General features: G+C 54.3%; 20 protein-coding genes, 1 rRNA gene, 1 pseudogene and 1 riboswitch. Of the genes and pseudogenes, 18 read left to right on the top strand and 4 right to left on the bottom strand.

Features of this window, described 5'->3' with window-relative positions; genetic code table 11:
* From INF30_RS07965 to INF30_RS07955, 3 genes are all read left to right on the top strand, one after another.
* Positions 1-230, top strand: a 23S ribosomal RNA gene (locus INF30_RS07965); the annotation flags it as partial.
* 186 nt (positions 231-416) lie between these two features.
* Positions 417-2,471 carry an LTA synthase family protein gene (locus INF30_RS07960; RefSeq protein WP_226394834.1) on the top strand — a complete coding sequence of 685 codons (2,055 nt, stop codon included), beginning with the start codon at positions 417-419 and terminating at the stop codon, positions 2,469-2,471.
* A 171-nt stretch (positions 2,472-2,642) separates the two neighbouring features.
* Positions 2,643-3,443: a NifB/NifX family molybdenum-iron cluster-binding protein gene (locus INF30_RS07955; RefSeq protein ID WP_076779000.1), complete on the top strand. Its 801-nt coding sequence runs from the start codon at positions 2,643-2,645 to the stop codon at positions 3,441-3,443.
* Between the two features lie 86 nt (positions 3,444-3,529).
* Here the strand turns inward: INF30_RS07955 and pflA are convergent, their stop codons facing one another.
* The 3 genes from pflA to INF30_RS07940 form a co-directional block, all read right to left on the bottom strand.
* On the bottom strand, positions 3,530-4,315 hold the full coding sequence (pflA, locus tag INF30_RS07950) for a pyruvate formate-lyase-activating protein (RefSeq protein WP_226394833.1): 786 nt from the start codon (positions 4,313-4,315) through the stop codon (positions 3,530-3,532).
* Positions 4,316-4,355: 40 nt separating this feature from the next.
* Positions 4,356-6,608: a formate C-acetyltransferase gene (pflB, locus tag INF30_RS07945; RefSeq protein WP_226394832.1), complete on the bottom strand. Its 2,253-nt coding sequence runs from the start codon at positions 6,606-6,608 to the stop codon at positions 4,356-4,358.
* A gap of 85 nt (positions 6,609-6,693) precedes the next feature.
* Positions 6,694-6,775: riboswitch (ZMP/ZTP riboswitch) on the bottom strand.
* A gap of 45 nt (positions 6,776-6,820) precedes the next feature.
* Positions 6,821-7,150 (bottom strand): hypothetical protein, encoded by a 330-nt coding sequence (locus INF30_RS07940; protein ID WP_226394831.1) that lies wholly within the window; start codon positions 7,148-7,150, stop codon positions 6,821-6,823.
* 206 nt (positions 7,151-7,356) lie between these two features.
* Between INF30_RS07940 and moaC the strand changes: the two genes are divergently transcribed.
* The 10 genes and pseudogenes from moaC to INF30_RS07890 all read left to right on the top strand — a co-directional run bounded on the left by moaC (position 7,357) and on the right by INF30_RS07890 (position 16,063).
* Positions 7,357-7,887 carry a cyclic pyranopterin monophosphate synthase MoaC gene (moaC, locus tag INF30_RS07935; RefSeq protein WP_076778992.1) on the top strand — a complete coding sequence of 177 codons (531 nt, stop codon included), beginning with the start codon at positions 7,357-7,359 and terminating at the stop codon, positions 7,885-7,887.
* An 8-nt stretch (positions 7,888-7,895) separates the two neighbouring features.
* Positions 7,896-8,927, top strand: coding sequence for a molybdopterin-binding protein (locus tag INF30_RS07930; RefSeq protein WP_226394841.1), 1,032 nt, complete (start codon positions 7,896-7,898; stop codon positions 8,925-8,927).
* 437 nt (positions 8,928-9,364) lie between these two features.
* Complete coding sequence (locus INF30_RS07925) at positions 9,365-10,381, top strand: XdhC family protein (protein ID WP_226394830.1); 1,017 nt, start codon at positions 9,365-9,367, stop codon at positions 10,379-10,381.
* Positions 10,378-11,097 (top strand): selenium cofactor biosynthesis protein YqeC, encoded by a 720-nt coding sequence (gene yqeC, locus INF30_RS07920; RefSeq protein WP_226394829.1) that lies wholly within the window; start codon positions 10,378-10,380, stop codon positions 11,095-11,097. The genes INF30_RS07925 and yqeC overlap by 4 nt, the downstream gene beginning before the upstream one ends.
* A gap of 30 nt (positions 11,098-11,127) precedes the next feature.
* A complete protein-coding gene (gene yqeB, locus INF30_RS07915) occupies positions 11,128-12,510 on the top strand; it encodes a selenium-dependent molybdenum cofactor biosynthesis protein YqeB (protein WP_076778985.1) in 1,383 nt (460 codons plus the stop codon).
* 15 nt (positions 12,511-12,525) lie between these two features.
* Positions 12,526-12,852 (top strand): annotated as a pseudogene (locus INF30_RS07910) (immunoglobulin-like domain-containing protein); the annotation flags it as partial.
* 197 nt (positions 12,853-13,049) lie between these two features.
* The gene (gene modA / locus INF30_RS07905; RefSeq protein ID WP_408639751.1) at positions 13,050-13,883 is read left to right on the top strand and encodes a molybdate ABC transporter substrate-binding protein; all 834 of its coding nucleotides are present in this window, start codon (positions 13,050-13,052) and stop codon (positions 13,881-13,883) included.
* Positions 13,884-13,913: 30 nt separating this feature from the next.
* A complete protein-coding gene (gene modB, locus INF30_RS07900; RefSeq protein WP_226394827.1) occupies positions 13,914-14,597 on the top strand; it encodes a molybdate ABC transporter permease subunit in 684 nt (227 codons plus the stop codon).
* A gap of 2 nt (positions 14,598-14,599) precedes the next feature.
* Entirely contained in the window at positions 14,600-15,640 is a 1,041-nt protein-coding gene (locus INF30_RS07895) for a sulfate/molybdate ABC transporter ATP-binding protein (RefSeq protein WP_226394826.1), read from the top strand.
* Between the two features lie 39 nt (positions 15,641-15,679).
* A complete protein-coding gene (locus tag INF30_RS07890) occupies positions 15,680-16,063 on the top strand; it encodes a winged helix-turn-helix domain-containing protein (protein ID WP_226394825.1) in 384 nt (127 codons plus the stop codon).
* 7 nt (positions 16,064-16,070) lie between these two features.
* Here the strand turns inward: INF30_RS07890 and INF30_RS07885 are convergent, their stop codons facing one another.
* Entirely contained in the window at positions 16,071-17,330 is a 1,260-nt protein-coding gene (locus tag INF30_RS07885; RefSeq protein ID WP_226394824.1) for a putative ABC transporter permease, read from the bottom strand.
* Between the two features lie 242 nt (positions 17,331-17,572).
* Here INF30_RS07885 and INF30_RS07880 point away from each other — a divergent pair, with 242 nt between their 5' ends.
* The 5 genes from INF30_RS07880 to INF30_RS07860 are packed head-to-tail and all read left to right on the top strand — an operon-like array spanning position 17,573 to position 21,215.
* Positions 17,573-18,127, top strand: a complete 555-nt coding sequence (locus INF30_RS07880; RefSeq protein ID WP_076781017.1) for a CD3072 family TudS-related putative desulfidase — start codon at positions 17,573-17,575, stop codon at positions 18,125-18,127.
* Between the two features lie 5 nt (positions 18,128-18,132).
* Positions 18,133-18,696 (top strand): CD3073 family putative ECF transporter S component, encoded by a 564-nt coding sequence (locus INF30_RS07875; RefSeq protein WP_076781015.1) that lies wholly within the window; start codon positions 18,133-18,135, stop codon positions 18,694-18,696.
* Between the two features lie 2 nt (positions 18,697-18,698).
* Complete coding sequence (locus INF30_RS07870; protein ID WP_226394823.1) at positions 18,699-19,562, top strand: energy-coupling factor transporter ATPase; 864 nt, start codon at positions 18,699-18,701, stop codon at positions 19,560-19,562.
* The gene (locus tag INF30_RS07865; RefSeq protein ID WP_226394822.1) at positions 19,556-20,422 is read left to right on the top strand and encodes an energy-coupling factor transporter ATPase; all 867 of its coding nucleotides are present in this window, start codon (positions 19,556-19,558) and stop codon (positions 20,420-20,422) included. The genes INF30_RS07870 and INF30_RS07865 overlap by 7 nt, the downstream gene beginning before the upstream one ends.
* Positions 20,415-21,215, top strand: a complete 801-nt coding sequence (locus INF30_RS07860; RefSeq protein ID WP_226394821.1) for an energy-coupling factor transporter transmembrane component T family protein — start codon at positions 20,415-20,417, stop codon at positions 21,213-21,215. The genes INF30_RS07865 and INF30_RS07860 overlap by 8 nt, the downstream gene beginning before the upstream one ends.
* Positions 21,216-21,385: the final 170 nt, after the last annotated feature.

Genomic DNA, 21,385 nt, shown 5'->3' with positions numbered 1-21,385 from the left:
CGGGATGGACTGGCCGCTGGTGTATCTGTTGACTTACCAAGGTCATGGCAGAGTAGCCAAGCCGGGAAGGGATAAACGCTGAAGGCATCTAAGCGTGAAGCCCCCCTCAAGATGAGATATCCCTACGAAAGTAGTAAGACCCCTTGAAGACGACGAGGTAGATAGGGCAGAGGTGGAAGTGTGGTAACACATGGAGCTGACTGTTACTAATCGGTCGAGGGCATAACCATAAAGGTTCGGGAAGAGATGGAAGATAGAGAATTTCTTGTATGTGGTTTTGAGGGTACATAATAGATGAACCAGAATGAGTCGTAAGAGACGCGTTCTGGTTTTTTATTGTGTCGCTTTTTGTTGGCCAGACAGGTGCGCCAGGGTGTATAATATTCTCAAATACAAAAGATACGGATGATGAGGGAATGAGAAAGAGAATATTTGTACTGGCAGCGCTGGCTGTTTATCTGGAACTTGTGTTCCATCTGTATATGGGGCTGGATATGCGGTATGCTCCTGTATTTTTGTGCGCTGCGGCGGCTTGGGGACTTCTTGCCACGGCTGTGGTCTTACTTTTGCCCAGGAAGGTCCGGCGGGCTGTGGGAGCCGTCATCACGCTTCTGATGACAGTGGTCTATATGGCGGAGTGCATCTGTAAAGTGATCCTCCAGCAGTATTATCAGATCATAGGAGGGCTGGAGACCGCCGCCGGCAATCACCTGGGAGACTACAGTGCGGCTGTGTGGGGAGCCCTGGCGGAGAACATCCCGGGTATCCTTCTTATGGTGGTGCTGCCTCTGGGCGCATATTTCCTGGCGACAAGGGAGACGAAGAAAGATCCCGGAGAGGCTGACATCGATGGACAGGCAGACAGCGACGTGAAAAAAGAGAAACGGACAGAATGGAAACAGGCGGTCCTGGCATTCGTGGCTGCATGTGTTTTTGGTGCTGCCTGTCTGGCGGCGGTCTTTCTTCTGCCCTGGAAGGGGGATATCAACCCTGCCTATCTGGCTCGGACAGACCTTTACACAGACGACCAGGTGGAACAGCTTGGCCTTGGGACCATGCTGTTGCAGGATGTCCGCCACAGTATATTCGGAACTCCCGGGGAGACGATGCCCCAGGTGGAGGAGGCGGCGGAAGGGCAGCAGGAACCGGAGGAGCCGGTGTATGATTACAATCAGATGGATATTGATTTTGAAGGGCTGGCAGCAGCGGCGTCCAGCGATGAAGAGAGATGGCTCAGTGAATATTTCGGAAGTGTGCAGCCGGCACAGCAGAACGAGTATACGGGCATGTTTGAGGGGTACAATGTGATCTTTATCACAGCGGAGGGCTTCAGCGGCTATATGATCGACCCGGAGCTTACGCCCACCCTCTACAAAATGTCCACAGAGGGATTTGTGTTTAAAAACTTTTATTCTCCGCTTCATTTTACAAGCACGTCGGGCGGAGAATTTCAGGATCTGACAGGACTTTACCCGAGGGCAGGATTTCCGGTCAGCCTGACAGAGAGTGGAAAGCAGTCTACATACCTGCCGTTTACACTGGCAAATGTGCTGAACGGGGAGGGCTATACTTCCATCGGATATCATTTTAACCAGAATATGTACGGGCGGGAACTGTCCCACCCCAATCTCGGATATGAATGGCGGCAGGCAGATGCCTGCGCACGTCCGGTGACAAAGGAGACCGACGAGGGCGGCCGCGAATACTGGCCCCAGTCGGACGACTACATGGTACAGCAGACGTTTGAGGACTATGTGGATAAAGAACCATTTAACATCTACTATCTGACTATCAGCATGCATCTTCCCTACGGGTATGACAGCAATGAGATGTCCAGGCGAAACTGGGACCAGGTGGCCTCTCTTCCCTACTCGGACAAGACAAAAGCCTACCTTGCGGCAGGGCTGGAGCTGGAGAAAGGACTTACCGATCTGGTCAGCAAACTGGAAGAGGCAGGGATCGCGGACCACACACTGATCGCAATGGCGCCGGATCATGTGCCCTACTCGGATCTGGATATCCTGGAAGAACTGGCAGGGCGGGATTTCGGTTCTGACTCGGTGGAGACGCTGGACGAGGAAAATGTGAGCCTGGATGTGTACAAGAATACCTGGATCCTATGGTCAGCCGGCATGGAGGAACCTGTGGAGGTGGAGAAAGTCTGCTCCCAGGTGGATATACTCCCCACCCTTCTCAATCTTCTGGGCGCAGAATATGACTCCCGGATGCTGGCGGGCATTGATGTGCTGTCTGACCAGGAAGGGATGGCGGTCTTTTTCTCCAGATCCTGGATCACGGACCAGGGGACTTACAGCAGATATACAGAGGAGTTTCAGCCTGCACCGGATGTGGAGATGACAGAGGAAGAAAAGAATGTGTATGTGGAAAATAAAAAGTACCTGGCGGACTGCCGTCTGCGGCTGGGAGAACTGATCATTGAGACGGATTACTACCGCAAGGCGCTGCCGTAGCCTTCCGGTTTTTCTGGTATTAATAGGGCCATGCAATAGTCGCATGCCTCTATTTCGGGCATATGACAGAAAAGTTATTGACATATACCCGAAATAAGACTATACTTTACAGAAGAGAAGGTGACAGTCACCAGAAAAGGGAGAGAGAAATGCGACAGGAGGAGATGAAAAATGCCAAGACCCAGAAAATGCAGACGGGTGTGTGAGTATCCCCGGACTCTTGTATTTGCTCCGGCAGGGGGCAGGAAGAAAGAGACCGTGAACATGACTGTGGACGAGTACGAGACGATCCGTCTCATCGACGGCGAGGGATATTCCCAGGAGCAGTGCGGAAAGCAGATGGAGATTTCCCGCACCGCGGTCCAGCTTGTCTACGCCTCCGCCAGAAAAAAGCTGGCGAGGGCACTGGTGGAGGGGCTGACTCTCTCCATCGGCGGAGGGGATTACCAGCTCTGCCGGGGAGACGGGGACTGCGGGGCCTGCGGCGGATGCTACAAATACGCCATCAGCCGGAAATATGAAAAACCGAAGGGAGACAGGATCATGAGGATAGCAGTTACATATGAAAACGGACAGGTGTTCCAGCATTTCGGACACACGGAGCAGTTTAAGATTTACGATGTGGAGGAGGGGAAGGTCATCGCCTCGGAGGTGGCGGATACGGACGGACAGGGACACGGAGCCCTGGCAGGCGTGCTCTCTGCTCTGGGTGCGGATGTGATCATCTGTGGAGGAATCGGCGGAGGCGCCGTACAGGCGCTGACTGCCGCAGGTATACAGCTTTACGCCGGAGTGTCAGGGGATGCGGACCAGGCGGTGGAGGAGCTGCTGGCAGGAAAGCTCTCGCCTAACGCAGAGGCCAACTGCGACCACCACGGACACGGGGAAGGACACCATGACTGTAAAGGACATGGCGAGGGACATCACGGGTGCGGAGGACACGGAGAAGGGCACCACGGGTGTGGACATTAAGGAGAGTAGGGGAAAAGCACAGGAAAGGCATGGGAAAAGTACGGAATTCAAATATAAGAAGATAAAAAGAGGCAGGGCGCCCTCTGCTAGCGATCAGCATGCAGAAGGCGTCCTGCCTTTTCCATTTCTTCAGCAGAAGGGGGAAGGACATCTTCCAGAGAGTAGGGGATGCCCAGTTCCTTCCACTTGTAGACTCCCAGCGTGTGGTAGGGAAGCACCTCCACCCGCTCCACATTGGCGAGGGAGCGGATAAAGGCATCCATTTCACGCAGGTCCGTCTCTTTATCTGTGAGGCCGGGGACAAGGACGTGGCGTATCCAGACCGGCACGCCCAGCTCATCAAGGAGGCGGGCCATGTCCAGGATGTTGTCATTTCCCCGGCCGGTCAGCCCAAGATGTCCCGCCGGGTCCATCATCTTCAGATCCAGGAGCACAAGGTCCACGTACTTCATCAGCTCCAGAAACCTGCTGTAAAAGGGCTCTTCCCGGGTAAAGGGGGCGCCGGAGGTGTCGAGGGCAGTGTGGACGCCGGCCTCCTTTGCCTTCCTGAAAAACTCCACCAGGAAATCTATCTGGAGCAGGGGCTCCCCGCCGCTGACCGTGATGCCGCCGCCTTTGCCCCAGTAGGGACGGTAGCGGAGAGCCTGGGCGAGAAGCTGGTCAGCGCTCACCCTGAGAGCCTGGCCGGAGGTCAGCGCCCAGGTGTCCGGGTTGTGGCAGAAGCGGCACCGCAGGGGACAGCCCTGCAGGAAGATGAGAAACCGGATGCCCGGTCCGTCCACGGAGCCGAAGCTTTCCGTGGAGTGGACAAGGCCCCTGATCTGGCCTTTGACGCTGCCCGGCTGTGACAAATGTTCTGACAGGTGTTCCATCTGCAAGTTCCTCCTGTTTGATAGGTGAGCGATAGGCGTGTTACATGGTCTTGTGGCAGGTCCGGGCGATCACGTCCAGCTGCTGTTCTCTTGTCAGGCTGATGAATTTCACCGCATAGCCGGACACCCGGATGGTGAAGTTGGCGTACTCCTCCTTCTCGGGATGCTCCATGGCGTCAATGAGCTTCTCCACGCCGAATACATTGACGTTGAGATGGTGGGCGCCCTGGAAGAAATAGCCGTCCAGGATGGAGGTGAGATTGCGCACCCGCTCTTCCTGGGAGTGTCCCAGAGCGTCGGGGTGGATGGTCTGGGTGTTGGAGATGCCGTCCAGGGCCCACTCGTAGGGGAGCTTGGCCAGGGAGTTGAGGGAGGCCAGAAGCCCGCTCTTTTCTGCTCCGTAGCTGGGATTGGCTCCGGGAGAGAGGGGTTCTCCTGCTTTGCGCCCGTCAGGCAGGGAGCCGGTGGCTTTGCCGTACACCACGTTGGAAGTGATGGTGAGGATGGAGGTAGTCGGCTCGGAATCCCGGTAGGTGTGGTGCTGGCGGATCTTCTGCATAAAGGTTTTTAAGAGCCAGACCGCAATGTCGTCCGCGCGGTCATCGTCATTTCCGTATCTGGGGAAATCCCCGATCGTCTCGTAGTCCGTCACGATGCCGTCCTCATCCCGGATGGTCCGGACTTTGGCGTATTTGATGGCGCTTAAGGAGTCCACCACATGGGAGAAGCCGGCGATGCCCGTGGCAAAGGTGCGGCGCACGTCGGTGTCGATGAGGGCCATGAGGGCGGACTCATAGTAGTACTTGTCGTGCATGTACTGGATCAGATTCAGGGCATTTACGTAGAGCCCTGCCAGCCATCCCATCATGGAATCAAAGCGGTGCATCACCTCATCGTAGTCCAGATACTCGGATGTGATGGGCCTGTTTTCCGGTCCCACCTGCTCCTTGGTGCGCTCGTCCACACCGCCGTTGATGGCGTAGAGGAGACATTTTGCCAGATTGGCCCTGGCACCGAAGAACTGCATCTCCTTCCCGGTCTGGGTGGCAGACACGCAGCAGCAGATGGAGTAGTCGTCTCCCCAGATGGGCCGCATCACATCGTCATTTTCATACTGGATAGAACTGGTATCTATGGAAATGCGGGCAGCGTAGGCCTTGAAGTTCTCCGGAAGACGGGTGGAGTAGAGGACCGTCAGGTTAGGCTCGGGAGAGGGCCCCATATTTTCCAGTGTGTGGAGGAAGCGGTAGTCGGTCTTTGTCACCATGGAGCGGCCGTCCTGCCCCATGCCCGCCACCTCCAGGGTCGCCCATACGGGATCCCCGGAGAAGAGCTGGTTGTAAGAGGGGATGCGGGCGAATTTCACCATGCGCAGCTTCATGGCCAGGTGGTCGATGAGCTCCTGGGCCTCACGTTCTGTCAGTATGCCTGCGGCAAGATCCCTCTGGATGTAGATGTCCAGGAAGGTGGAGATGCGCCCCACGCTCATGGCAGCCCCGTTCTGGGTCTTGATGGCCGCCAGGTAGCCGAAGTAGAGCCACTGCACTGCCTCCCGGGCGTTTTCGGCGGGCCGGGAAATGTCAAAGCCGTAGGAGGCCGCCATCTCCTTCATCTGTCCCAGTGCCCGGATCTGTTTGGCCAATTCCTCCCTCTGGCGGATGATGTCATCTCGCATGGAGCCGTAGCCGCAGTGGTCGAAATCCTCCTTTTTGGCCTGGATCAGAAGGTCGATGCCGTAGAGGGCTACCCGGCGGTAGTCCCCCACAATGCGGCCTCTGCCGTAGGTGTCCGGCAGGCCGGTGATGATCTTGCTGTGGCGGGCCTTCTTGATCTCCGGGGTGTAGGTGTCGAACACGCCCTGGTTGTGGGTCGTGTGGTACTCGCTGAAAAATTTGTGGAGCACAGGGTCAGGGGTGTAGCCGTAGGTGGTGCAGGCCTCCTCCGCCATGCGGATGCCGCCAAAGGGCATGAAGGCCCGCTTCAGGGGCTTGTCTGTCTGCAGTCCCACCACCTTTTCCTGGTCCTTCAGGGCCTGGCTTATATAGCCGGGCCCGTGGGAGGTGATGGTGGAGACGATATCCGTGTCCATGTCCAGGACGCCGCCTTTCGCCCGCTCCTCTTTCTGGAGCTTTTGCAGCTCGTTCCAGAGAAGGCGGGTGGAGTCAGCCGGACCCTCCAGGAAAGAGGCGTCCCCCTCGTAGGGCGCGTAGTTGTGCTGGATGAAGTCCCGGACATTGATCTCTTCCCTCCAGAGCCTTCCCTCAAAACCATTCCACTGTGTTTTCTGCATCATATGGTCATCCTCCTTCATACACTGCCCGGGATCTGTCCTGCACCTGCCGGCCTGGAAGACACAAAAAAAGACCGTCCGGGCATACATTTTATGCCCAGACGGTCGGCTCTTATCATTCCCTATACTTCATGTGGTCCATTCCACTTCCGTCAGTCGTATAAGTACTTTCTAATATAGCATTTCCAAAATAAATGTCAAGTGAGAAATTTTGCTTACTGCATATCCTCCTGCACCTGCCGGATCTGTTTTTCCAGACTCGCAGCCGCCTCGGGAGAGAGGCTGTCAAGAAGAGACTGGATGCCCGTGCGGATCTTCTCCGGGTCATAGGGGATTTCCAGGGCAAAGTCGCTGTAGGCGCGGATCTTCTGGAAGTAGAGGAAGGCCTCCTTCTCTTCTTTTGCGTCCCGGCACATCTGGTACATGGCCACACAGTCTGTGGCGTCCACATCGGTGCATTCTTTGCAGATCCATTTTCCAAGAAAATAATATGTTCCGCCTGCCTGGTAGATAAATCCCGGTAGGCCAAGAAGTGTCTCGAGCATGATGATTGTTCCTCCTTTTTGTGACCGCCCTGCACAGAGGGCGGGTTTCCATTCTGTATCAAGTATAGCATAAAGGAAGAGGGGCGAACATGAAAACTTGTTATTTTTCCTGCCTGCCTATATAATGAGGATACCGGGGTCCCGGGCGGGACTTCGTGATTTTTGAAATTCTTGTAAAGGGCAATGACCTGGGAGGAGGACAGACGATGGAGCTGAGCCATTTTGAGGAGAGCGGACGGGCTGTCATGGTGGATGTGACAGAGAAAAAAGACACAGAAAGACAGGCAGAGGCCACGGGGAAGATCCTCGTGAACCGGCAGGTCTTTGACGCTATAAAGGCAGGCACTGTGGGCAAGGGAGACGTGCTGGCAGTGGCGCAGACAGCCGGGATCATGGGGGCCAAGAGGACCTTTGAGCTGATCCCCATGTGCCACATCCTGCCCATCACCGGGTGCCGTATCCACTTCGACATGGATGAGGAGGAATGTGCGGTCCGCTGCACCTGCACAGTGAAGGTTACCGGCAAGACCGGGGTGGAGATGGAGGCCCTCACCGGCGTGAGCACCGCCCTTCTCACGATCTATGACATGTGCAAGGCGCTGGATAAGAGCATGGAGATCACAGAAGTCTACCTGGTACACAAGACGGGCGGAAAGAGCGGTGAGATACGCAATGAAAAGCACAGAGCTGCGCAGCAGGCAGAACAGACAGGAAAGAGGCTGAAGACATGGGATTAGAAAAAGGAATGAAGCTGATACGGACGGAGGATGCGGCGGGGACAGTTCTCTGCCACGATATTACACAGATCATTCCGGGCAAGGTAAAAGGCCCGGTGTTCCGCAAAGGGCATATTGTCCGGGAAGAGGACATACCGGTCCTTCTGTCTGTGGGAAAAGAGAATTTGTACGTGTGGGAGACGAAAGAAGGGATGCTCCACGAGAATGAGGGAGCTGAAGTTCTGCGGCAGGTCTGCCAGGGAGAGCATATGAGCCCTTCGGAGGTAAAAGAGGGGAAGATCGAGCTGACGGCAGATACAGACGGACTTTTGAAGGTAGACAAAGAGAAGTTGGACCGTATTAACGGCCTTGGGCAGATCGTCATCGCGTCCCGCCACGGGAATTTTCCTGTGAAAAAGGGCGACAAGATCGCCGGCATGCGGGTGGTGCCACTTGTCATAGAGGAGGAGAAGATGGACCGGGTGAAGGAGATCGGCGGGCAGGAGAGCATTTTCTCCCTTCTTCCCTTCCGGAAGATGAAGGCCGGCATCGTGACCACGGGAAGCGAGGTCTACCACGGCAGGATCAAGGACCAGTTCACCCCTGTGGTGAAGGAGAAGCTCCTGGAGTATGGCATGGAAGTGCCGGGCAATATCCTCTGCAGCGACGACGCCTCCATGGTTGAGGATGCTATAAATGAATGGATCGAAAAAGGCATGGATCTGGTGGTGTGCACAGGGGGTATGAGCGTGGACCCGGATGACCGGACGCCTCTTGCCATCCGGAGCGCATCGGATGAGGTGATCACCTACGGGGCGCCTGTCCTTCCCGGAGCTATGTTCATGATGGGATATAAAAAGCGGGCGGAAGGCGGCGACATCCCGGTGCTTGGACTTCCCGGCTGTGTCATGTACGCAAAGCGGACCATCTTTGATCTGCTCCTTCCAAGGATCGCGGCGGGAGAGCGGCTGTGCCTGGAAGATTTCACGGGAATGGGAGAGGGCGGACTGTGCCTGTCCTGCCCGGTGTGCACATTCCCCAACTGTGGGTTTGGGAAGTAGGAATTAGATAGCGAAAAACAGATAATGATTGCTTGTCTGGTATTATTATGTTACCATTTAAGCGGGGAAACCGAAGCCGGGCGGCTTACCCTCTGATTAGTTGGAGGGGCAACCCTCCATTTACAAGAAAGGAGGGGATGCCAATGAATGTTACATACTCGGACTTGATCCAGTTGCTCATTTTCATTGTTGCCCTTGTCAGTCTGTGTTATCAGATTTTCAGGGAAAAGAAATAGCCGCCACTACTGCAATAGTGACGGCTGCCCGTTAGGGTAGTAAGAATTCTATTGGGGTACGCCGCTTTCGGTTTCCCTTTTCTATATAAAAATATAGCATGGAAGCGCGTAAAGTTCAAGATGTGCCTTGCAAGGAAAGCCTTGATTTTGAGAGGAAGACATACTAAGATGAAAAAGAATAAAAGCAGGACGGGATAAGAAATGAAGGGAAAAGAATTCTATCAGATATTAAAAGAGAGGCAGGCAGCCGGGGCCACCGATCTGACAGCTGCGACCATTCTGGAGGGAGCGGAGGCCGGAGAGAAATTTCTTCTGGAGGGAGAGGAAAAGGTCAGGGTGTTTGCAGACAGTTATACGGAGCCACAGGTGTTCATGGAGCGGCTGGGGCGAAGCCCAAAGCTCCTCGTCTTTGGCGCCGGCCATGTGTCCATGCCCATTATACGGATCGGAAAAATGCTCCAGTTCTCTGTGACTGTGCTGGAGGACCGCCCCAAATTTGCGGACCAGGCCAGGAGAGCCGGAGCGGACCGGGTGATCTGTGAACCTTTCTCCCAGGGGCTGGAGCAGGTGGAACTGGAGCCGGATACCTATGCGGTGATCGTGACGAGAGGGCACCGGTACGATGAGGATTGTCTGTACGGTGTTCTGTCCCGGGAGAAAGAGAGCGGGACTGCCTGCGCCTATGTGGGGATGATGGGCAGCAGGCGAAGAACTGCCATGGTCCGGGAGCGGATGAGGGAGCTTGGTATTGCCGAGGAGGAGATCCGGCGCCTCCACGCGCCCATTGGCCTGGCTATCGGTGCGGAGACACCGGAGGAGATCGCCGTCTCCATATTTGCCCAGATCATCCAGGTAAAAAATGAGGCAGAGCGGACAGAAGGGTATTCGGAAGAGCTGCTGGATGCCATCCTGGAGGGTTATGGAAGCGGCGAAAAGACCGGGCGGGCTGTTCTTGCCACTATCATTTCCAGGCAGGGCTCTGCCCCGAGGAGCGTGGGGACCAAGATGCTGATCCGGGAGGACGGGACTACCCTTGGCACCATCGGCGGGGGCTGTGCGGAGAGCGCTGTCATGCAGAAGGCTTTTCAGATGATGCGGATCCCGGAGAGTCCCCGATTCCTGGTCACGGTGGTGGATATGACGGCCCGGGAGGCGGAAGAGGAGGGCATGGTCTGCGGAGGACGCATTCAGGTCATGCTGGAGGTGACAGGAAGTTGATCTTAAAGAAAGAAGGAGGAACCTACAGGGCATGTTTTTCCCTGCTTGAGGCGCTGGATCTGGGAGAACGGCGGGACGTGCGGGTCTGCGCGGCGGGAGCCGGCGGGAAGACCACACTGCTGAAGCGGCTTGCATCGGAGTACAAAGAGAGGGGAATCCCGGCTGTGGTGACTACCACCACCCGCATGTATGCGGAGGATGATCCCCGTTTTCTGCTGGAACCCTCCCCGGCGAAGATGAGGGAGATCCTTGAGAGAGAAGGGGTAGTCTTCCTGGGAAAAAAGGACAGGAATGGGAAGATGAAAGCCCCGGGGAAGGAGTGGATGCAGGACATCCTGGATCTGCCATTTCCGGTTCTCATAGAGGCGGACGGTTCCCGGCGCCTGCCTGTGAAGGTACCCGGGGAGGCGGAGCCGGTTTTCCCGGAGGAGACGACCCATGTGGTGTATGTGTACGGCATGAGCGCCCTGGGGCGCAGCCTGGAAGAGATCTGCTTCCGCCCGGAGCGGGCGGCGGCTCTTTTGGGCCGCAGGAAAGAGAGCCTGGTGGAAGAGGCGGACATTGCCCGGCTGGCCGAACATCCCCTGGGAGGAAGAAAGAGTGTCCGGGACGCATGGCCTTTCACCGTGGTGCTTACCCAGGCGGACCGCCCGGGACGGCTGGAGGCGGCGGAGCGGATCGGTCTGCTGACAGGGGAGCAGGTGCTGATCTGCTGACGAAGAGAAGGAGAATGGAGACAGGAGAGAATGAAGATACTGATCAGGGGAGCGGGAGATCTGGCCACCGGCATTGCGGCCAGACTGTACCGCTGCGGACATGAAATTCTTATGACGGAGATAAAAGAGCCACTGACTGTGAGAAGGACCGTGGCTTTTTCCAGAGCTGTCTACGAGGGGCACGCAAGGGTGGAGGATATGGAGGCTGTCCTTGCAGGAGATCTGGAGGAGGCCCGTCAGATCCTGACCCGGGGAGACATCCCCGTCATGGTGGATGAGAGAGCCGATGTGCGGGAGACCTTCTGCCCGGACGTACTCATCGACGCCATTATCGCCAAGAAAAATACGGGGACAAAGATCACGGATGCGCCTTTTGTCATCGGGGCAGGACCGGGATTTACAGCGGGGAAGGACTGCCACTGTGTCATCGAGACAAAGAGGGGACACACCCTGGGCAGACTGATCTGGGAGGGGACAGCTATTCCCAACACAGGTGTGCCCGGCAATGTGGGCGGCTACACTATAGAGCGGCTTCTGCGGGCTGCAGAGGAGGGACGGATCGAGCCTACAGTGTCCATCGGCAGTCAGGTGGAGAAGGGGCAGATCGTGGCCTACACAGGGGGCGTGCCTGTCTATGCGGCCATGTCCGGTATTGTGCGGGGCATGCTCCAGGAGGGAGCAGAGGTGAAAAAGGGCATGAAGATCGGAGATATTGATGCCCGGTGTGAGACTGCCCACTGCTATACCATCTCCGACAAGGCTTTGGCTATCGGGGGAGCGGCTCTGGAGGCAGTGGAGCTGTACGGGAGGATAAAGGGAAAATACGGTCTTGTCATCCTGGCAGCAGGCCGGGGGGAACGATTTGGCGGGGACAAGCTGTCCAGCCAGATCCACGGCAGGCCGGTCTATCAGTATACGCTGGATCTGGCCCGCTCTTTTCCCGGCGTGGAGAAGATGATCGTCACAGGCAATGAGAGGATTGCACAGGCGGCTCTGGAGGCGGGAGTGACGCTGGTGGAGAACCGGGAGCCGGACAGGGGCATTTCCTGGTCTCTGAAGCTGGGCCTTAAAGCTATGCGGGAGAAGAAACCGGAGGTGGAGGGCATCCTGTTCTGTGTCTGCGACCAGCCCGGCCTTCGAGCTGCCACCATACAGAAGATCTGGAATCGGGCAGCAGTCAAGCGGGAGAAGATCATCTGTGCCGGCCACGAGGGGAGGAGCGGAAACCCGGTGCTGTGGCCGGGGAAGTATTTTCCGGAACTCATGGAGCTGGAAGGCGATGTGGGGGGGCGGGCAGTGATGGCCCGGCATCCGGATCAGGTGGAAATCGTGGAGTCCAGGGATACAGAGCTGCGCGATATAGATCGAAAGGAAGATTTAGAAGAAATCTGGGAGAGAAGATGGGGGATCTGAGCAGAGGACGGCGATCTTACGGACAGGATTGAAGTGATTTATAATACTGTAGACACTTCAAAGGCAGGCATATATGAAGTGACCTACAGGGTGACGGACAGCCAGGGCGTGAGCTCTGAGAAGACGATCAAAGTGACAGTCACGGAAAAGACAGTTCCGCAGACACCGGATAAGGACGGTCAGATGACAAACGGATCGACTTCAGATAAGGGCGCGCAGACATCAGTGAAGACAGGAGATCCTGTCCATCCGTTCATATGGTCTGCGTTGTCGGCTCTGTCCTTGACAGGAATTCTGTTCGCAGTACTGCATAGGCGAAGAAAGCAGACCTGGACAAAATAGCATAGAAGATTTATCGGGCCCGCACAGCAGCCAGTGCGGGCTCTTTTTATAGGGGGAGAACTGCCTTTAGTCATGATACTATTTCTGTTTTCAAGTTGTTTTTGAAAATAACTTGCTATATACTGAGAGTGTCTCACATGAAAGTGACAGGATGAAACATACAGACAGGGAGGTATATGAAAATGAAAAGAAACAAGATCAGTCGTCTGCTGGCAGTATCTATGAGTGTATGCCTGCTGGCAGCGGGAGTGACAGGGTGCTCGTCTTCCCAGGAGGACAGCGCGGACCAGACAGCAGAAGAGAACACATCAGAAACAGAAGGGGAGGAGACAGAGATCCTTGTGGCAGCGGCAGCCAGCCTGGAGTACGCCTATGAGGAGGAGCTGATCCCCATGTTTGAGGAAGAAAATCCGGAGGTGACTGTAAAGGGAACGTATGACAGCTCAGGAAAGCTGCAGACTCAGATCGAGGAGGGACTGGAGGCAGACGTGTTCATGCCAGCGGCCACCCAGCAGATGGATGCCCTGACGGAGGAAGGCTTTGTTGACGGGGAGAGCGTGACAGATCTTCTGGAAAACCAGATCGTGCTCATCACATCTGCGGAAAATGAGCTGGGACTTGCGGAGTTTACGGACATTACAAAAGCAGATACCATTGCCATCGGTGATCCGGCCAGTGTTCCGGCAGGACAGTACGCCCAGGAGGCCCTCACCAGCCTGGGAATCTGGGACGAAGTGCTGGCAAAATCCAGTCTTGGGATCAATGTGACAGAAGTGCTGAACTGGGTAGCAGAAGGAAGTGCCCAGGCGGGGATCGTCTATGCCACAGACGCGGCTACCACAGACAATGTAAAGGTGATCGCCCAGGCGCCGGAGGGAAGCCTGGCAGAGCCGGCTATCTACCCGGTAGGACTTGTGTCCGCTTCTGCACACCAGGAGGAAGCACAGGCATTTCTTGATTTCCTGCAGAGTGACGAGGCGATGGCTGTGTTTGAAGCCTATGGATTTACCAGCCACGCAGTCAGTGAATAGGAAAAAGATCAGTGAAAGGAGGGGGGACAGATGGATCTTTCGCCTGTTTGGATATCGGCAAAGACAGCGTCAGTCTCCATTGTCATTACATTTTTTCTGGGAACAGCGGCGGCATTTTTCATTTTCCGGATGCGCCATGAGAGGCTGAAGATACTGTGGGATGCCATCCTGACCCTCCCGCTTGTTCTGCCCCCCACAGTGGCGGGATTTTTCCTTCTCTATATTTTCGGTGTCAGAAGGCCGGTGGGCGCCTTTTTCCTGGAGTATTTCGGTGTGAAGATCGCCTTTTCCTGGGGCGCCACCGTGCTGGCCGCAGTAGCCATCTCCTTCCCTTTGATGTACCGGTCAGCCCGGGGGGCGTTTGAGCAGGTGGACCGTGATCTGCTGGATGCAGGGAGGACTCTTGGCATGTCGGAGTGGCAGATTTTCCGAAAGATCCTCATGCCCGGCGCCATACAGGGACTTTTGTCCGGCGGTATCCTGGCTTTTGCCAGGGGGCTGGGAGAGTTTGGCGCCACGGCCATGATCGCCGGAAATATTGCGGGTCAGACGAGGACCCTTCCCCTGGCTGTCTACTCGGATGTGTCAGCGGGGAATATGGAGTCGGCAGGCAGGTATGTGCTGATCCTGGTGCTCATCTCCTTTATTGTTGTCACCGGGATGGGCTATGCAACGTATGTGTTTCAGAGATTTAGCCGGAAGGAGAACCGTTGAGGATGCTGGAGGCAGATGTTTCAAAAAAACTGAAAAGCTTTGATCTGGATGTCCGCTTTGAGGTGGAGGGAGGATGTCTGGGCATACTGGGGGCTTCCGGCTGCGGGAAGAGCATGACGTTGAAGGCTGTGGCAGGGCTTGTGAAGCCGGATCAGGGACAGATCCGCAGAGACGGACAGGTTCTTTTTGACAGCGCCCGGAAGATCGATGTTCCGCCCCGGAAAAGACAGGTGGGGTATCTGTTCCAGAATTATGCTCTGTTTCCCAACATGACGGTGGCGGAGAACATTGAAGCCGGGCTCCTTAAGGGGCGGCCAGGCAGAGAGGCCCGGAAGGAGCGGATGAGAGAGCTGGTCCGCCAGTTCCGTCTGGAGGGGCTGGAGAACCAGTATCCTGCGCGGATCTCGGGAGGGCAGCAGCAGCGGACCGCCCTGGCCCGGATCTTTGCGTCGGATGCCAGGTGTATTCTACTGGATGAGCCGTTTTCTGCCATGGACAGCTATCTCAGGGAGGAGATGCAGATGGAGCTGGCCCGGATGATTCGTGAGTTTGACGGGTGCATGGTTCTCGTCAGCCACGACCGGGATGAGATCTACCGGCTGTGCAGCCATACCATGATCATGGAAAAAGGGAGAAATGTAGTCTGCGGACAGACAAAGGAGCTCTTTGACCAGCCCCGGAAAGTGGCTGCGGCCAGGCTTACCGGATGCAAGAATATTTCCAGCATACAGAAGACAGGGGATTTTCAGGTGTACGCAAAGGACTGGAAGGTCCTGCTGCACACAGAGATAAAGGTGCCGGATGCGGCCACCCACGTGGGGATCAGGGCCCACGACATCCTGCCGGCGGCAGCGGGCGAGAACGTCCCCAACCGGATCCGGGTGCTTCCTGTGGAGCAGGTGTCCTCCCCCTTTGAGTGGACGCTGATCTTTCAGAACCGGGAAGATCCCGGGGCGGGCATCTGGATGAAGAGCGACCGGAGCCAGAACCAGATTCCCGGTGAAGTGACTGTGGATCCGTCAAAGATCCTGCTTCTGGAGTAATAATATCTGTAAGAAAAAAGGCTGACAGGAGGAATTCCCTTGGAAAGAGAAGAAATGAATGGAAATGAAAACGAGAAAGAAGAGAAAGGCTTCCATTTGCGGGTAAAACTGCAGATCAACACGGATGAGCCGGTCCTGGGACCGGGCGTTGCTGAACTGCTGGAACTTGTGGGGGAGACCGGATCCATGAAAGAGGCCTGTGGCCGGATGGGCATGTCTTACAGCAAGGGCTGGAAGATCATAGGCAGAGCAGAAGAGCAGCTGGGATGCGCCCTTATCCGCCGCCATCACGGCGGAAAGAGCGGTGGGAGCTGCTCCGTCACGGAAGAGAGTCTTTCTCTGGTAAGACGGTACAGAGAGCTGGAAGAGAAAGTGAAGCAGTATGCAGAACGCGCATTCCATGAGATATTTGCAGAGTTATGACCTGCTGTTATCTCATCTTGGAATTTGGATAGAGCTGCTTCATTTTTGTGTCGTCAAAGTGGGTGTCTATGATGCGCTCCCAGCCGGAAGTGGCGGCAGGGCCGCCGTCCCGTACGCCGTAGCGTATGAGCGCTGCGGCGGAGACAAGGATATTGGCAGCCATGAAGGCCACCAGGATCCAGGTGGCTATGTACCCGGCGGCTTTTGGGATCTTCTCGATCCAGGCTGCGAAGTGAGGGTAGAGCCCTTTGATCCACACGACGGCAGCAATGCCCCAGAAAAAGCAGTAGAGCAGATTGACGCGGCCGCCCAGATTGAAGGGAATCTCACTGTAGTCCCAGAAAACCTGGCCGAACACCAGCTCTGACAGGACGCTGCATGTATACTCGTAGGCGCCCCCGAGAAAGGTGCCGATGAGAAAAATGTGGCGGTCCGGTTTATCCCGGTCCTTGTAGAGAAGGGCCGTGGCAAGTACGATAGCAAAACCCCAGACAACGCTGAAAGGACCCCACACGAGACTGCTTCGGAACATCCATTCTCCGGCAGTGAGCCGGCAGAAGATGGTCTCCGTGATGTCGCCCAGCAGTGAGCCGATGAGAAAGAGCCAGAAGAGCTTGTAAAATCCGCAGCCCTCGGCAAATTTTCCCTCCCGGAGGATCTCTTCGGTCTTTTCCTGGATCACAGGGTAGGCTTTTGCCATACGGTGCTCTGCAAAGCGGATCAGGACGAGCCGCGATTGCTCTGTGCTGGAGGTGCGAAGGTGCAGCGCCGCAGCCAGGGACACCAGCGCGTCCAGGAGCACGTATCCCATCAATACCCAGACAAGGATGGAAGTGACAGGCTCCGGTATCTGCCTGTACAGAGTCATAAAGAGGGGATTGCCGCCTTTCAGGCAGATGACGCCCAATATGCCCCAGAGGACTGTATACTGGAAGCAGATATATCCGTCAAAGTTCCATTTTTTATCTGAATAATCCCACCATTTATGATGGTTCAGCCGTTCCAGCGTCTTTCCTGTGATCCACTCTACAATGGTGGCCTGTATGGCGCAGCTGACAAACAGAAGAAAAAAGTTGTCCAGCAGCTCCGTCAGAGTCACGGTCATAAGGATGGCCCCGGCTCCGTATACGAGACAGAAGGGGCCTGTTGAAAATCCGCGGTTGATAAAGCTTCTTTTTTTGATCGTTCCCACGGCGGCCTCGATGATCCAGCCGATAAAGGAATAGATGAGGAACAGCCAGAAAAGTTGTGTAAATGTGTACTCCATGATGTTTATCCTTTGTCAGTAAAATCTTTCTTTAAAAGTTGCTAATTGTTTCCATCATAATATGAGGTGGAAAGCAGGTCAAGCAAAGTCTGAAAACTTAAGAATTTCTTTATTCAAAAATAGAAGACGATCCTTTTGGCATGACAGCATATAGAGTGTGTCTATAACTGTATAGATAAAAACGATTTGTAGAAACGTATCTCCAATGCTATGATTTTGTAGGAATCGAAAGGATGGAAGCTATGCAGAAAATCATATTTGTTTCACATTGTATTTTGAACAAAGCAGCCAAGGTGGAGCAGGATGAAAGTGAACTGAAGGAGGAGTATGAACTCCGTGCCAGACTTCTGGAAGAGATCGTCAGACAGGATGTGCAGGTTATCCAGCTGCCATGTCCGGAGTTTGTCATGTATGGATCCAGAAGATGGGGGCATGTAAAAGACCAGTTTGCACATCCATTTTACCGGGATACATGCCGGAAATTGTTTGAGCCTGTACTGATGCAGATCGAAGAATATGCCGGAAACCCGAAGAAATTTCAGCTTATTGGTATTGTCTCGGTGGAAGGAAGCCCCAGCTGTGGCAGAAGCCTCACCTGCAGAGGGGACTGGGGAGGAGAGCTGTCTGATCTTGACAAAGTTCAGAAGAAAGTGAAGAGACTGACGATGGAGCAGGAGATGGGTGTCTTTATGGAAGAGATCAGCAGAATGCTCAGGGAAAGAAATATTCAGCTTCCGATATTTACGATGCAGGAAACAGTCGCATATCTGTGCGGCGGAGAAAATGGAAAGGAATGAGTATCATGAAAACAAATAGGAAAGTATACGTAACAGCCTTCTGCGGTATCGCTATCGCAGTCAATATTGTCCTTGGAATTGTCACAAGTGCCCTTGGAATTCCGCTTTACCTGGACACACTGGGAACAGTCCTGGTGGCAGCTCTTGTAGGTCCGCTTCCGGGAGCTGTAGTAGGAGCCCTCACAAATATCATTACAGGACTTATGTACAGCGTTACAGATATCCCGTTCTGTCTCGTCAGCATTGCAGTGGCGCTGATCGTTGGATTTACTGTAAAGAAATTTAAATTTACCCTGCCGGTGGCTATCATTCTTGGTCTTGTACTTAGTGTGGTATGCCCGGTTATCGGTACACCTATCGGCATCTTTGTGTACGGCGGACTGAACGGATCTTTCTCCGATGTCCTTGTTATGGGGCTGGTGCAGAGCGGACAGTCTATCTTTGCTGCTTCCTTCCTGAGGAATATAGCATCCAACCTGATCGATAAGGTGGGAACTCTTGTCATTGCCTGGGCGATTGTGAAGTGGCTTCCAATGTCCATTATGCAGAATTTTAAGAAAGAAAAATAAAAATGATAAAAGTATCAAATCTTGTCCACTCCTATTTAAAGTATGGAAAAACTGAAGAAGATACGATTTCTGTTAAAGCGCTGGACCATGTGGATATGGAGATTGATAAGGGGGAATTTATTGCCATCATCGGGCACAATGGATCGGGGAAATCAACATTGGCAAAACATTTTAACGGGCTTCTGTTTCCGGCTGAGGGCACTGTGTGGATCAATGAGCTTCCTACCAGTGACCATAAGAATCTGGGACAGATCCGCAGGACCGTGTGTATGGTATTTCAAAACCCTGATAACCAGATCATAGGCGCAACAGTGGAAGAAGATATCTCCTTTGGACTTGAGAATATGCAGATCCCGCGGGAACAAATGCAGGACAGGATTGACCGGAGCCTGGAGGCTGTCCGGATGACCGACAAGCGTCAGGCCAATCCGGGCAGCCTTTCTGGCGGTCAGAAACAGAAGACGGCGATTGCAGGGGCGGTGGCGGTCTCCCCTGAATGTCTTGTGCTGGATGAGGCCACAGCCATGCTGGACCCAAAGGCACGCAGAGAAGTCATCGGGATCGCGCGGGAACTGAACGAAAAGCAGGGAATTACGATCATCCTGATCACCCATTTCATGGATGAAGTAGCCCATGCGGATAAAATTTTTGTCATGGATCACGGGATTGTGGCAGAGAGCGGCACCCCGGAAGAACTTTTCAGGGAGCCGGAACTCTTAGAGAAGTATCGTATGGAGCTTCCTCCGGTAACAAGGCTGGCATATTCCCTCAGAAAAAAGGGCCTGCCTGTCCGTCTTCCGGTTATGGAGCCGGAAGATCTGGCAGAGCAGATGGAGAGGATATACAGAGGTGAACAGATATGTTGATGGAAATTGAAAAGCTGAACTACACATATCCGTCATCCGGCGAGGAGGCAGTACATGCTCTCCGGGACGTCACTCTTTCTATTGAGGAGGGCGAGTTCCTCGCTCTGGCAGGGCGGTCCGGATCCGGCAAAAGCACATTTGTCAGACACTTAAACGGACTTCTCCGGGCTGACTCGGGAGATATAAAATACCGGGGACAACCCATCTATGCCAAAAAATATCCTCTGGGGAAACTCCGGCAGAAAGTTGGACTTGTCTTTCAGTATCCGGAGCATCAGCTCTTTTCCAGAACCGTTTTGGACGATGTGGCTTTTGGTCCCCAAAATATGGGGGCCGACAAGAGCCAGGCAGAGGACATGGCCAGAAAAGCCCTGGAGAAAGTGGGGATTGGAGAGGAGCTTTTTTCCTCCTCACCCTATGAGCTGTCCGGAGGGCAGATGCGCCGTGTAGCCATTGCCGGCGTCCTGGCTATGGGGCCGGAGGTACTGGTGCTGGACGAGCCGACGGCAGGACTCGATCCCTATTCAAAAAGGCAGCTCTTTGCACTTCTCAGGGAAATGCAGGGAAATGGCACAACTATAATCCTCGTCTCTCACTCCATGGAGGAGATTTCCGAATACGCGGACCGGGTTGTCGTGTTTCTGGACGGGACTGTATGTATGGACGGAAGTCCGGAGGATGTCTTTTCGCAAAAGGAGCTGCTGGATGGAGCGGGCCTGGAAATGCCCCAGATCATGGAAACTCTGTGGAAAATGCAGCAGAAGGGTATCCCCGTTGAAAGGCTTGTCTGCGATGAGGAGAAAGCGGCGGAAGAGATTTTTAACGCAGTAACAGACAGGAGAGGTGGAACAAATGCTTAGAGATATCACAATAGGCAAATATTATAATAAAGCCTCTGTCATTCACCAGATGGACTGCCGCACAAAGCTGGCAGGCACACTGCTCTATATTATAGCCCTGTTTTTTGTGGAAAATCCAATCGTGTACATTCCCTGCCTGGTCTATCTTCTGATCCTTTACAGACTTGCCGCTATACCGTGGAGTTATATCCTGAAAGGGCTGAGAGGATTTGCTCTTCTTTTGCTCTTCACCTTTGTTTTCCAGAGTCTGATTACAGATGGGAGAGCGCTTTTCTCTATAGGGATTTTTACTGTGTCTCAGGAAGGGCTTCTGAAGGCAGTCCGGCTTGTGTCCAGGATCGTTTTGATGGTTCTTATGGCCTCGCTTCTGGCCTACACGACCACGCCGACGCAGATGGCGGCGGGGCTGGAAAAAAGTCTTGGCTTTCTGGAAAAAATAAAAGTACCGGTCCATGAAATGGCCATGATGGTGTCCATTGCATTTCGCTTCATTCCTGTGTTTATTGAGGAAGTCAATATTATTATGGATGCCCAGGCTTCACGGGGAGTGGATTTTCACAGCGGAAATGTGGTTAAGAGAATGGGAAAAGTTATGCCCCTCGTAGTGCCTCTGTTCGTATCTGCCATCCGCAGGTCTGCCGACCTTGCCATGGCCATGGAGGCCAGGGGATATACAGATGCAGGAAGCCGTACCAGATACAGGGAGCTGGTCTACACATCAAAGGACAGAACCGCTTATCTGGTGATCCTGGTCATGACGTCAGCGGTCATTGCTGCAGGCCTGCTGGTATAAGATATGTATATGTATAAAAGAAACAGCGTGCAGATCGCACGCTGTTTCTTTTTATAATCTGGAAATTGGAAATCGTGATGGAAATACAAATTCGGGGCTATTTTTATATATTTTGTATTCCGAGTACAATATAGCACAGGGGGAATTCTTTGAATATATTTTTTTGATAC

Origin of the sequence: Claveliimonas monacensis (assembly GCF_014982975.1) — a bacterium.
GTDB classification, from domain to species: domain Bacteria; phylum Bacillota; class Clostridia; order Lachnospirales; family Lachnospiraceae; genus Claveliimonas; species Claveliimonas monacensis.
Note: the sequence above shows the minus strand (reverse complement) of the source record. Positions and strands in the feature narration are given on the sequence as shown.

Coding starts and splice junctions, on each gene's coding strand:
- moaC (WP_076778992.1), top strand. CDS start 7,357: ATGGAGCTGAGCCATTTTGAGGAGAGCGGACGGGCTGTCATGGTGGAT.
- INF30_RS07885 (WP_226394824.1), bottom strand. CDS start 17,330: ATGGAGTACACATTTACACAACTTTTCTGGCTGTTCCTCATCTATTCC.
- INF30_RS07860 (WP_226394821.1), top strand. CDS start 20,415: ATGCTTAGAGATATCACAATAGGCAAATATTATAATAAAGCCTCTGTC.
- INF30_RS07940 (WP_226394831.1), bottom strand. CDS start 7,150: ATGCTCGAGACACTTCTTGGCCTACCGGGATTTATCTACCAGGCAGGC.
- INF30_RS07875 (WP_076781015.1), top strand. CDS start 18,133: ATGAAAACAAATAGGAAAGTATACGTAACAGCCTTCTGCGGTATCGCT.
- pflA (WP_226394833.1), bottom strand. CDS start 4,315: ATGGAACACCTGTCAGAACATTTGTCACAGCCGGGCAGCGTCAAAGGC.
- pflB (WP_226394832.1), bottom strand. CDS start 6,608: ATGATGCAGAAAACACAGTGGAATGGTTTTGAGGGAAGGCTCTGGAGG.
- modB (WP_226394827.1), top strand. CDS start 13,914: ATGGATCTTTCGCCTGTTTGGATATCGGCAAAGACAGCGTCAGTCTCC.
- INF30_RS07895 (WP_226394826.1), top strand. CDS start 14,600: ATGCTGGAGGCAGATGTTTCAAAAAAACTGAAAAGCTTTGATCTGGAT.
- INF30_RS07930 (WP_226394841.1), top strand. CDS start 7,896: ATGAAGCTGATACGGACGGAGGATGCGGCGGGGACAGTTCTCTGCCAC.
- INF30_RS07865 (WP_226394822.1), top strand. CDS start 19,556: ATGTTGATGGAAATTGAAAAGCTGAACTACACATATCCGTCATCCGGC.
- INF30_RS07880 (WP_076781017.1), top strand. CDS start 17,573: ATGCAGAAAATCATATTTGTTTCACATTGTATTTTGAACAAAGCAGCC.
- INF30_RS07960 (WP_226394834.1), top strand. CDS start 417: ATGAGAAAGAGAATATTTGTACTGGCAGCGCTGGCTGTTTATCTGGAA.
- INF30_RS07870 (WP_226394823.1), top strand. CDS start 18,699: ATGATAAAAGTATCAAATCTTGTCCACTCCTATTTAAAGTATGGAAAA.
- INF30_RS07955 (WP_076779000.1), top strand. CDS start 2,643: ATGCCAAGACCCAGAAAATGCAGACGGGTGTGTGAGTATCCCCGGACT.
- INF30_RS07925 (WP_226394830.1), top strand. CDS start 9,365: ATGAAGGGAAAAGAATTCTATCAGATATTAAAAGAGAGGCAGGCAGCC.
- yqeB (WP_076778985.1), top strand. CDS start 11,128: ATGAAGATACTGATCAGGGGAGCGGGAGATCTGGCCACCGGCATTGCG.